The organism is uncultured Peptoniphilus sp. (assembly GCF_946998875.1).
GTDB lineage: Bacteria > Bacillota > Clostridia > Tissierellales > Peptoniphilaceae > Peptoniphilus_A.
On the sequence record NZ_CAMQAY010000010.1, the window covers coordinates 33,778 to 44,537 of the forward strand.

The 10,760-nt window shown below is 30.4% G+C and carries 13 protein-coding genes and 1 tRNA gene; 11 read left to right on the plus strand and 3 right to left on the minus strand.

The window, feature by feature from the left end:
* The first annotated feature begins 7 nt into the window (after nt 1–7).
* Genes Q0U74_RS04560 through Q0U74_RS04575 form a run of 4 tightly spaced genes read left to right on the plus strand, consistent with a single transcriptional unit; the run spans nt 8 to nt 2,116 of the window.
* On the plus strand, nt 8–319 hold the full coding sequence (locus Q0U74_RS04560; protein WP_297392928.1) for an STAS domain-containing protein: 312 nt from the start codon (nt 8–10) through the stop codon (nt 317–319).
* 1 nt (nt 320) lies between these two features.
* A complete protein-coding gene (locus Q0U74_RS04565) occupies nt 321–671 on the plus strand; it encodes an anti-sigma factor (RefSeq protein ID WP_297392929.1) in 351 nt (116 codons plus the stop codon).
* Nucleotides 672–680: 9 nt separating this feature from the next.
* The gene (locus tag Q0U74_RS04570; protein ID WP_019125344.1) at nt 681–1,466 is read left to right on the plus strand and encodes a SigB/SigF/SigG family RNA polymerase sigma factor; all 786 of its coding nucleotides are present in this window, start codon (nt 681–683) and stop codon (nt 1,464–1,466) included.
* A complete protein-coding gene (locus Q0U74_RS04575; protein WP_297392930.1) occupies nt 1,466–2,116 on the plus strand; it encodes a transporter associated domain-containing protein in 651 nt (216 codons plus the stop codon). Before Q0U74_RS04570 ends, Q0U74_RS04575 begins: the two co-directional genes overlap by 1 nt.
* Before the next feature lie 221 nt (nt 2,117–2,337).
* On the opposite strand, the gene Q0U74_RS04580 is transcribed toward Q0U74_RS04575, so the two are convergent.
* Entirely contained in the window at nt 2,338–2,670 is a 333-nt protein-coding gene (locus tag Q0U74_RS04580; RefSeq protein ID WP_297392931.1) for a phage holin family protein, read from the minus strand.
* Nucleotides 2,671–2,759: 89 nt separating this feature from the next.
* On the opposite strand from Q0U74_RS04580, the gene cutA reads away from it, so the two are divergent.
* Nucleotides 2,760–3,077 (plus strand): divalent cation tolerance protein CutA, encoded by a 318-nt coding sequence (gene cutA, locus Q0U74_RS04585; RefSeq protein WP_297392932.1) that lies wholly within the window; start codon nt 2,760–2,762, stop codon nt 3,075–3,077.
* Nucleotides 3,078–3,140: 63 nt separating this feature from the next.
* Here the strand turns inward: cutA and Q0U74_RS04590 are convergent.
* Nucleotides 3,141–3,217: transfer RNA gene (locus tag Q0U74_RS04590), tRNA-Arg, on the minus strand.
* Between the two features lie 99 nt (nt 3,218–3,316).
* Nucleotides 3,317–4,651: a D-alanyl-D-alanine carboxypeptidase family protein gene (locus Q0U74_RS04595; RefSeq protein WP_297392933.1), complete on the minus strand. Its 1,335-nt coding sequence runs from the start codon at nt 4,649–4,651 to the stop codon at nt 3,317–3,319.
* A 183-nt stretch (nt 4,652–4,834) separates the two neighbouring features.
* Here Q0U74_RS04595 and folE point away from each other — a divergent pair, with 183 nt between their 5' ends.
* From folE to pepD, 6 genes are all read left to right on the plus strand, one after another.
* Nucleotides 4,835–5,392 carry a GTP cyclohydrolase I FolE gene (gene folE / locus Q0U74_RS04600; protein ID WP_019125349.1) on the plus strand — a complete coding sequence of 186 codons (558 nt, stop codon included), beginning with the start codon at nt 4,835–4,837 and terminating at the stop codon, nt 5,390–5,392.
* A complete protein-coding gene (locus Q0U74_RS04605) occupies nt 5,389–5,868 on the plus strand; it encodes an HD domain-containing protein (protein ID WP_297392935.1) in 480 nt (159 codons plus the stop codon). Before folE ends, Q0U74_RS04605 begins: the two co-directional genes overlap by 4 nt.
* Before the next feature lie 10 nt (nt 5,869–5,878).
* Entirely contained in the window at nt 5,879–6,697 is an 819-nt protein-coding gene (gene folK, locus Q0U74_RS04610) for a 2-amino-4-hydroxy-6-hydroxymethyldihydropteridine diphosphokinase (RefSeq protein ID WP_297392936.1), read from the plus strand.
* Nucleotides 6,687–7,256 carry a glycoside hydrolase family 73 protein gene (locus tag Q0U74_RS04615; protein WP_297392937.1) on the plus strand — a complete coding sequence of 190 codons (570 nt, stop codon included), beginning with the start codon at nt 6,687–6,689 and terminating at the stop codon, nt 7,254–7,256. The genes folK and Q0U74_RS04615 overlap by 11 nt, the downstream gene beginning before the upstream one ends.
* A gap of 40 nt (nt 7,257–7,296) precedes the next feature.
* Complete coding sequence (locus tag Q0U74_RS04620) at nt 7,297–8,016, plus strand: hypothetical protein (protein ID WP_297392939.1); 720 nt, start codon at nt 7,297–7,299, stop codon at nt 8,014–8,016.
* A 956-nt stretch (nt 8,017–8,972) separates the two neighbouring features.
* The gene (pepD, locus tag Q0U74_RS04625) at nt 8,973–10,427 is read left to right on the plus strand and encodes a beta-Ala-His dipeptidase (protein WP_297392941.1); all 1,455 of its coding nucleotides are present in this window, start codon (nt 8,973–8,975) and stop codon (nt 10,425–10,427) included.
* Nucleotides 10,428–10,760 lie beyond the last annotated feature (333 nt).

Here is a 10,760-nt window from a genome sequence, read left to right on the forward strand (position 1 = left end):
AGGCTTTATGGAATTTAAATTAGAGTCAAAAAACACTGATGAATTTTTAGTTTTATATCCAAAGGGAGAACTTGATGTATATAATACAAAAAAATTCAAAGAAAAATCTTTAAAGATTTATGAAAAAGACAAAAAAGATGTTTTATTTGACTGCAGTGAGTTAGAATATCTTGACTCAACAGGTCTCGGTTCACTTATTTTCATCTTAAAGGAAATAGAAAAAGACGGTCATAAAATTGTAATTGAAAATCTAAACAATTCAATACTAAAGCTCTTTAAGATAACTAAACTTGACGATATGTTTGAAATCAGGGGGTAGTATGGATAGGCTTAAATATCAAATACCAAATGATGCCAAATACTTTTCTACAGTAAGGCTTATGCTATCAGGGATTTTAAATCTTTTAAATAGAAATATTGAAGAAATTGAAGATTTAAAAATGGCAGTTACAGAATGTTTGAATATTGCACATAATCTAAGCGAAGAAGATCATATTGACTTGGTATTTGAAATAGAAGATGAAAAAAATATAAAAATTTGTGTAAGTGAAATTGAAGAGGAAAAACTAAAATCATGTGAGAAATTATCCCTCGCAAAAACGATTATAGACTCTCTTGTAGATGAATGTTATTTTAATGAAAATACATTTATTTTATCAAAAAAATTGTAAGGATTTGTTATGAATTTAAAGGAATACAACAATTTAGATAGAAGGCTTACAAAAGAAGAGAGAAAAGAACTTTTCAAAGAATATCACGAAACTGAAGACCAAGAAATAAGGGATATTTTAATAGAAGAGCATCTCTATATTGCAGAAATCCTATCTAAAAAATATACAGGTAGGGGGATAGATTACGACGATATTTATCAGGTTGCATCTATTGGTTTAATCTACGCTATACAGAGATACGACCCAGACAAGGGCTTTGAGTTTTCCTCTTTTGCCACGCCAACTATTATTGGAGAAATTAAAAAATATTTTAGGGACAATGGATGGACCATTAGAGTTCCTAGAAGAATCCAAGAACTTTCCAAAAAAATTGCAAATGCAACTGTAACCCTATCTCAAAAATATCAAAAGACCCCAACTATTGATGAGATTGCAGAATTTTTAAATTCAACTCCAGAAGAGATTATGGAGTCTATGGAAGCATCAAAGGTCTACACTCCACAGTCTCTTGACATAACTTATGATTCAGGAGATGAAAGTGAAGTTAACTTATCTGATTTAATTGGAGTAGAAGAAAAATATTTCGACAAGATTGAATCAAACGACTTTTTCAAAAGAGCCATGGAAAATTTAGACGAAGTAGAAAAAACTGTATTAATCGACAGATATTTTAATAAAAAGACGCAAGTTGTCATTGCAAAGGAACTTAACATTTCACAAATGACAGTTTCTAGGATAGAAAAGAAAGTTTTAGAGAAAATGAAAAAAGAACTAGCTAAGACTATGGAGGTATAATGAACAGAAATAGGTATCTAGTTTCACTTTTAAAACTAGTAAATATATTTGAAATAGTTGTGTCCGTTATGTTAATAGCTGGAGTTGTTATATCAGTGCCAGATATTTTGAAATATTATTTAAAAATAATTACAAGCGATGCCACACTTTCCTATAAAATATTTCAAAATTTTCTTTCTCACGTGCTTTTACTTGTAATAGCAATAGAATTTGTAGTCTTAATGATTGCACATACTGATACAAACATCATTCACTTAATATTACTTGTAATTTCCAGAAAGATGTTAGTCTATTCAGACAATATGGTGGACTTACTTATAGCTACTGTAGCAATTTCAGTTTTATTTGCAACTAGAAAATTCTTACTCACTGGAGTAAATATGGACAGCTATATAAATCAAAATAATGAATTTTCTGCGTCCACGCCTATTAAAACACTTAACAAAAAGTATAGCTTTGACATAGATCCAGGCGATTCAACTACACTTGGAGGTTATGTAACGGCACTTCTAATTAAAAATGCAGAAGAAGCAGAAGCAGGAGTAATAGTTGAAGATGGAGAACACATCTTCCAAATAGTAAAAATGGCAACTGGTGGAGTTATAGAAACTATTTCAGTTGAAAAAATTGACGAAAAAGAAAAAAAATAATTTGAAGGTCTATGATTTCATAGACCTTTCTTTTTATAGATTTAAAAAAATTTTTGAAATTACCTTTAAAATAAAAAGCAAGGCTTAATAACAAATGTAGATAAAAATAAAAAATTGTGGATAACTTTTTGTAAAATCTTAAAAATTTTATAAAAAACCTAAAAAATTCTCACTTATCCACAAAAAAAGACTCGAGATTATCTCGAGCCTTAATTTTTATATTACATAGTTTTTTTATCAGCTGGTAAAAAGGAATCAACAATACCAAGAATAAGAGCACCAATAATAGCGCCGAGAACTGATACTGTAAAGCCATCTACAATTTTGCCTGTGATAAATAGAATGATAGCAGCAACTACAAATCCGACAGCTCCTCTACCAAATGGTGAAGCGTCAACGCCTGTGAATTTATTAATTGCCCAGTCTAAAATACCAATTACAACAGCTGCCATAATAGCAGTTGTATACCCATCAGTTTGAATTCCTATAGAAAGTGCAGAAGTTATAAGAATTGCTAATCCACTAATAAGAATTTTGATTATTAATTTTATCATAATCTCCCCTCCTGATTTATTTATAACCAATGAATAACAAATTAAACAATTTTTAATAAGTTTGGGTATATAAAGAGGGGAGGTTTGTAATGAAATTTTTAAAAATAGAAGTATTTATTCCCAGAGAGAATACAAAAAAATTAATGGAAAAAGTAAATGAAGGCGGATTTTTAAAGGAAGAAAATTATGACTTTTGTTATGCAGAAACACCTGTCACAGGTCACTTTAGACCCATAGAAGGAGCAAATCCCTACATAGGAAATATCGGAAAAGTGGAAGACGTGCTAGAAAATAAAGTTGAGTTTAGGATAAGAAAAAAAGATTTAGATGAAGTAATGAAAATAATAAGAGAAAATCACCCCTATGAAGTGCCAGTTATAAATGTAATTGAGCTTTATAATGATTAAAGAAAAATTTTTTGCAATAAAAAATTTGTGCAATAAAAAATCACCTGCTAATGCAAGTGATAGTGGCGTCTACGAGAGGAGTCGAACCTCCGGCCCCACGCTTAGGAGGCGTGTGCTCTATCCTACTGAGCTACGTAGACCTATAAAATAATTGTATATAAATTTATAAGAAGTGTCAATTATTTGTGACACTTCTATTTTTTTATTAAATTTTATTTTTGAAAATTAAAAACTAAAAATTATGCTGCCTTTTCTATGTTGACAAAAATTTCCTCAAAGACCCTTTTAAATTTGTTGAGAAATCCTCTCTCATAGACTTTGTCCTTAACTATTAAGTCACTTTTATAAATTAAGTCATCATCTCTATAAAAAGAAATTTTTCCAACAGAAGTGCCTGCTTCTAGGGGAGCCTTTAAGTCCTCGTCAATATTTACAATTTCCCTTAATTTTTCATCAGACTTTGAGAGAACATATCCCAATTCCTTTTGATAGACTGGTATGTTTTCATCTTGCGAGTTTAAGACTTCAATATTCCTTACCTCTTTATTTGTGTCGCCCACTGCATTATAGCCGTAGCCTTCAAAGCCCTTTGTTATAAGTCTCTTGCAAGCTACAAATCTTTCAAAATCGGAATTGGAGCCAGTTGTTATACAAATTAACCTCATGTCCTTTGATTTGTTGTCTACGCCCTTTTTAAGACCTGTCAAGATTACACATCTGCCTGCTGCATTTGTGTAGCCTGTTTTTAGTCCGTCAACTTCAGGCACAATGCCAAGGACTGGATTTGTGTTGTACTCAATAAATTTCCTGTCAGGTTCTTCTATTTTTTCAATAGTTGTGTACTTTAATATTTCAGGATGGACTTTCAAAAGTTCTGTTGCAAGCTTAAACATTTCTCTTGTAGTCATCTTGTTGTATTCAACAATTTCATAATTAGTAAGTCCCGTTGGGTTTACCATAAGGGCATTTTTTAGTCCAAGTTCTTGGCACTTGTCATTCATCAACTTTACAAAGCCTTCTGTTGAGCCGCCAACATATTTTGCAAGGGCTGTTATTGCATCATTACCTGAGACAACCATTGATGCCTCTATTAGTTTTTCCACGCTAACCTTGTCCCCTTCCTTTAGTTTAAAGGAAGAGCCCATTAGGGATGCCACTTCGTGGTCTATAACTACCTCATCATTTAGTGAAATTTCCCCCTCTTCTACTTTATCTAAAATTACAAAGATAGAAACGAGTTTTGAAGTTGATGCCATTGCACGAACTTCATCTAAGTTGTAGCCTTCTAAAATTTCACCAGATTTATAATCTCCCAAGAGATAGGACTTAGTAAGTCCCTCCAAGGGAACTTCTTCTAATTTTTTAATTTTGTCTGCTTCATATTGGTTTGCCTTTTGCACACCTTCTTTAGTTGGCACTAAAAAGTTTTGATTTCTAATTGTATTTGGATCAACTTCTTGAGCTGTTACATTTGTATTTGCAAATTCTTCTGCCTCATTATCTAGAGCAACTACACTTAAAGGAGTTGTTATAAAGATAAGGGCAACAGATAAGTATAGAAGTAATTTCTTCATTTTACACCTCGGCAAATATTGTATCAAATTATAAATAAATTGTAAATTAATGATAATATAAAGTCCCTTTGATTATTACAAGTCCTAATTTGTGGGTATTAAATATAAATATAAGCGCCAATGTGTTATAATAAAATTTATAAATTTTACAAACAATTCAAAAGGACGCACGAGGAGATTATAATGGATAAAGAAAAAATTGAAAAAGCTGTAGAAATGATAATCGAAGCAATTGGAGAAGACAAAACTAGAGAAGGTTTAGTTGAAACTCCAGCAAGAGTTGCAAGGATGTATGAAGAAGTCTTTGCTGGAATTGGCAAGACTGCTGAAGAACATCTTTCAAAAACTTTTGAAATCACTGAAGACAATATAGTTGTAGTAAAGGACATAAACTTTTACTCAATGTGCGAACATCACTTCCTTCCCTTTTATGGCAAGGCACACATTGCCTATATTCCAGACCAAAAGGTTGCTGGACTTTCTAAACTTGCAAGAACTGTAGAAACTTATGCAAAAAAACCACAACTTCAAGAGAGACTTAGCATTGAAGTTGCAGATGCCATGATGAAATATCTTGAGCCTAAGGGAGTTTTAGTTGTAATTGAAGCTGAGCACATGTGCATGAACATGAGGGGAGTTAAAAAACCTGGCTCAAAAACTGTTACAGCAGTTGCTAGAGGAGTTTTGGAAACAGATGAAAAGCAAAAGCAAGAAGCTTTTAGGTTAATTGAATTCAAGTGAAAAATACAAACAAAATAGTTTTAAGTAAAATTTACAGGGACTATTTAAATGAATTGGAATACCTTGAAAGAGACAGATTTTTTTGCAGGCACAATTACGAGCATTTTATATCTGTGGCTAGAATTTGCTATATATTAAAATTAGAAGAAGATGTGGATGTTGATAAGGACATGATTTATGCCACTGCCCTCCTTCACGATTTGGGACGAGTCCTAGAGATAAAAGAAGGCATAAACCATGCCATAGCTTCAGTTGATATAGCAAGAGAAATTTTAGAAATTACAGATTTTTCTCTTGAAGAAAAAAATAGAATTTTAGAGTGCATTTCTTATCACAGGACTAAGGATGCCGCAGAAGACGAATTTTTTAATATTTTTTATAGGGCAGACAAACTGTCAAGACCTTGCTTTAGGTGTCCTGCCTATGATGAATGCAACTGGTCTTACGAAAAGAAAAATCACGAAATAAAATATTGATGGGAGAATTATGGATTTTATCAAGATAAAAGACCTTGAAGTTTATGCAAATCATGGACTTTTTGGAGAAGAAAAAAAACTTGGACAAAAATTTTTAATTAGTGCAGAGATTGGACTAAGCTTTAGAAAATGTGCAATAGAAAAAAATTTGGATGAATCCATAGATTATGGAAAATTATCCCATGAGCTTTATGACTTATTTAAAGGAGAAACTGAAGACTTAATCGAGACTCTTGCCTATAAGCTTACAAAATTTATTTTTGACACTTATGAAATTGCACAGACAGTTGATTTAACTATAAAAAAACCTTGGGCGCCAATAAATTTGCCTCTTGATACAGCATCAGTTAGCTGCAAGAAAAAGAGAAGAAATTATTATATAGGCATTGGCACAAACCTTGGCGATAGAGAAGGATATATAAAAAGCGCCCTTGAAATGATGGAAGAGGAAGGCTTAAGGGTCCTTGATAAGGCAAGCATTATAGAGACCAAGGCTTGGGGTAAAACCGACCAAGGCGACTTTTTAAACACAGTGGTAAAAGTATCTTCTTTCGAAGATCCACTTGACCTACTTCACATTTTACAAAAAATAGAACTTGATTTAGGAAGAGTTAGACATGAAAAATGGGGCGAAAGGACAATTGACTTAGATATTTTATTTATCGATAGAGAAATAATCTTTACAGATGAATTAGTTGTGCCTCATCCCTATATTGCAGAGCGTGAATTTGTTTTGGAATCACTAAATGAACTAATTCCAAATTATTTTCACCCAATTTTAAATAAGAAAATAAGCAAACTTTATGAAGAAGTGAGAAATGAAAATTAAAAAAATTGGCTGTGGCTGTCTTGTAATCATCTTAACTTTTCTTGCTATTATTTTTATCATGAGCTTTTTTATAAATAGGTCGCAAGAAAGAAAAAGATTAGAAGAAGAAAATTACAGAGAAAATTATATTGAAGATAGCGCTAAGCTAGCAGTTAGAATTGCAAAGAGAAATAAGCTCTTTCCTTCAGTTATGATTGCACAGTCAATCCTGGAGAGCAACTGGGGAAGATCTGAGCTTTCGCGAGAGTACAACAATTATTTTGGCATAAAAGCAGTGAAAAAGGGTGACGGCATAGTCTTTGAGACAGAAGAATATGTGGAAGGTCAAAGTGGAAGGTACATGGAATCTTTTAAAAAATATTCTTCAAAGAGAGAATCCTTTAACCACTACGCCAAACTTTTATCAACAGCAAAGAGGTATGCCAAAGTAAAAAAAGCAAAGGACTACAGGCAGGCAGCAAAATATATTCAAGAAGGCGGCTATGCAACAGACCCCAACTATGCCGAAAAAATAATATCTGTAATAGAAAAATATGGTTTAAATAAATATGATGAATAATAATCCCAAGAGGGATTATTTTAATGAGAAAGGAGCAAAAATGAACAAAAAATTACAAAACTTAATTCTTGCAATATCAATCTTAATACCCTTTGGCTTTCATTTATCAGGGATGAAGTCACAATTGGGACAAGCAAGCATAATGTATTCCATACTTTGGGCAATAATTAATTACCTATTTATAATGACAGTGGTGGATTTCACATCAAAATTCAATAAAATTTCAAAACTTCCTGGCTTAAAAATAAGAAAGAGGACTTATTGTATCAATATCATCGTCTACATAGGATTTTTGATTTTCGTAAACATATACTTCTTGCAACAATTATATTTAAGAAATGTAAAAATAATAAATGTTTTGGCAAGTCCAATATTTATAATAGGATTATTTTTATTATTCCTATACAACATGCAAAATGGGAAATTCCTTAAAAAAGAAGAAAAAGAAACAGATATATATGAAATTTCTAAGAAATCATCCTTTAGAGATGGAAAAGACAGGCTTGGAACAGTTGTAGGATCCTATGACAAGGGACTTGTAATTGGCAACTATTACTTCCCTTATGAAAATATGAAATCTATTTCCAAGTCCAAAGATGACGAGATTATGATTAAGGGTAGAGAGGACTCAAAGAACTATATAATAAAGATTGGCTCTTTAAACTCTGCAAATCAAACAATAATAGAGATAAACAATGCACTTAATGAAGGAAAAATTGACGAGAAAAAAATAAATTTAAAAAAGATAAAAAATTTTTAGGAAAACATTGACAAAAATGAAGTCATGCATTATACTATAGTTAAGCTAGCTGAAGAAAACAAATTGGTAACTAAGAAAAGGTGATTCCAATGAAGAGTTTTAATTTATCCCGCAAGGGAAAGGTAGCAAAGTATCTCATTTGAAGTAGCTAAGTGCTAAAGGTTTAAATGCTTAATTTACGAGATATGAAGCTATAGGTACATAACAACTGAAAATTTTAAATCAAGAGACTCGAAATGGGTCTCTTTTTTTGTATTTTTGAATACACCTGGTTGGACCTGGAATACAATTTAGCTTTAGTGATAAAAAGCAAATAAAAAACCTCCGTGTTAAAATAAATTTGTGGTTTACCAAAACAAAAAATAACAGGAGATTTTTTATGAATTTAAACCATAAGCATAGTTTATAACATACAAAATAGAATTGTAAATATAATATAGTATTTGTAACAGAATACAGGAGAGGAAGCAAAAGTCCATCCAGATAACGTCCACATATTACTTAAAGTTACCACTAAATTTAAAAATATCAAGTTTTAAGGTATTTTAAAAGGTAAAAGTAGTACAATGAGATATGAAAATTAGGCAGCTTAAAATAAAAGTACAATAGAGAGAAATTTTGATGTCGAGGATATTATGTAGACAAAGCAAGTAAAAATTGCAAATAGTAAACAACAGACTCTCATGAGGATCTGATAATAATAAAGGTTAATAGGTCCACATTTACAAAATATTGAATAAATTAATGAATTTTTATTATAATTTCTTGCAAATGAAATTTTTAAAAGAAAATCGTATCTTTTTTTGTTTTAAACATTTGTGTGTTATAATAAATAAAAAGATGTTAATATCATTTCTTAATTACTATTATTAAAAATTTTATTGATAATTTATAAATTTAATAACAGTATTATGTTCGATTATAGCTAGTTATTTATTTTATAAGGAGGAAATATTTTGAGTAAATATACAATTGAATTATTGAGGGGAAATCCACTATTTGATAATTTTTACAAAATTTGTCAAATACCTCATGGAAGCTTTAACGAGAAGCAACTAAGCGATTGGATTTTAAAATGGGCTAAAGATAAGAATCTTAATGCTGAACAAGATAATTTTAGTAACCTTGTTGTAAAAAAAGATGGACAAAATGGTGGAGAAAAAAAAGATCCTTTAATATTACAAGCACATATAGATATGGTTTGTCAAAAAAGAGATGGTTCCAATCATAATTTTGAAAAAGATCCTATCCCATGGGTAATAGAGGGAGACTATCTCACAACTGGAGGAGAAACAACCCTAGGGGCAGATAATGGACTAGGCGTTGCATTAATTATGGCAATACTGGAATCAAAAGATATTAGTCATCCGCCAATAACAGCTATTCTTACTACAGCTGAAGAAGATGATTTTAGTGGTGCTTCAAATATTAATAAAAGCTGGATAAACGCGGATAGAGCTATAAATTTAGATAATTCAGAAGATTATGTTATTATAGCAGGATCTAATGGTGGATCTGGCGCTAAAATTACTTTAGATGTTAGTAGGGAAAAAATAAAAGAAAATGAAAAAGTTTTTGAAGTTGAATTTTCAGGTTTGATTGGAGGTCATTCTGGAGCTGATATAAATAAAGGAAGAGGCAATTCTAATTTGATAATTGGAAGACTTCTTGATGAATATAGAAAAAATTTCAATGTTTCTTTAGTAAATATTTCTGGTGGAACATTCAGACTTGCGATTCCAAGAAGCTCAAAAATAATAGTTGCTATTGAAAAGGAAAAAGAAAATGAATTTAGGAAAGTTACAAATGAATTTCTAAAAGTTATTCATAATGAATATTCTAAATTTAAAGAAAATATAAAAATAGAGATAAAAGATTCTAGTTCTAAAGAAAAATTAATTGATAAAGATATGATGAAAATATTAGATATCTTAAAATTATATCCAAATGGTGTTATAGAAGTTAATGCTAAAAGTTTTATTGTTGAATCTTCATGTAATTTAGGCGAGATTCATACTGAAAATGGAAAGGTTACTTTCGTATCTGAAATAAGAGCTATGAGAAATTCCCAAATAAATTACACTTATTCTAGAATTGAATCACTTGCAAATTTAGTTAATGCAAAAGTTGAAAGATTTGCAGGATATTTAGGCTGGGAGTTTAAAGAAAACTCAAAACTAAGAAATCAGTTCAAAGATGTATTTGAAGAACTAACGGGGCAAAAATACACAACTCAAATTTCACCAGGTGGCTTAGAAAGTGGGTATTTGATTGACAAAAGACCTGGATTAGATATTATTTGTGTAGGTCCAGCGCATACCGGCCTTCATTCTCCAAATGAAAGAGCTAATATAAAGTCCGTATTAAATTTTTACAATAATTTTAAAATATTTTTAGAAAAAATTATTTAATTAAATTAAAATGTTTTTTTACTGATTCCTAATAGTAGGGTTAAGATTAACTATCATGGAATCAGTTTTTTTATGAGAAATATAAATGAGTTGTATTTTTTATAATAAAAAGTATTTGATTAATGAAATTCGTTCAAAAAAGAAAAAAAGAACAAAACACTCATTAAATAGGTGATTTGTTCTTAAAATCTTATTAAAAAAAATGGATATTATACATTAAAATTAAAGTATAAATTTTGTCTAATTATAATTAAACAAAATTTATTAATATAGCAATTATTAATAATACTGATTGTGCTATTAATATTAATCCAAAAAGTGGAATAATAAATT

Excerpts from the sequence above, each read along its gene's own strand:
- Q0U74_RS04570 (WP_019125344.1), top strand. The coding sequence starts at position 681 with ATGAATTTAAAGGAATACAACAATTTAGATAGAAGGCTTACAAAAGAA.
- Q0U74_RS04565 (WP_297392929.1), top strand. The coding sequence starts at position 321 with ATGGATAGGCTTAAATATCAAATACCAAATGATGCCAAATACTTTTCT.
- Q0U74_RS04595 (WP_297392933.1), bottom strand. The coding sequence starts at position 4,651 with ATGAAGAAATTACTTCTATACTTATCTGTTGCCCTTATCTTTATAACA.
- Q0U74_RS04620 (WP_297392939.1), top strand. The coding sequence starts at position 7,297 with ATGAACAAAAAATTACAAAACTTAATTCTTGCAATATCAATCTTAATA.
- Q0U74_RS04560 (WP_297392928.1), top strand. The coding sequence starts at position 8 with ATGGAATTTAAATTAGAGTCAAAAAACACTGATGAATTTTTAGTTTTA.
- Q0U74_RS04580 (WP_297392931.1), bottom strand. The coding sequence starts at position 2,670 with ATGATAAAATTAATAATCAAAATTCTTATTAGTGGATTAGCAATTCTT.
- Q0U74_RS04575 (WP_297392930.1), top strand. The coding sequence starts at position 1,466 with ATGAACAGAAATAGGTATCTAGTTTCACTTTTAAAACTAGTAAATATA.
- cutA (WP_297392932.1), top strand. The coding sequence starts at position 2,760 with ATGAAATTTTTAAAAATAGAAGTATTTATTCCCAGAGAGAATACAAAA.
- folK (WP_297392936.1), top strand. The coding sequence starts at position 5,879 with ATGGATTTTATCAAGATAAAAGACCTTGAAGTTTATGCAAATCATGGA.
- Q0U74_RS04615 (WP_297392937.1), top strand. The coding sequence starts at position 6,687 with ATGAAAATTAAAAAAATTGGCTGTGGCTGTCTTGTAATCATCTTAACT.
- folE (WP_019125349.1), top strand. The coding sequence starts at position 4,835 with ATGGATAAAGAAAAAATTGAAAAAGCTGTAGAAATGATAATCGAAGCA.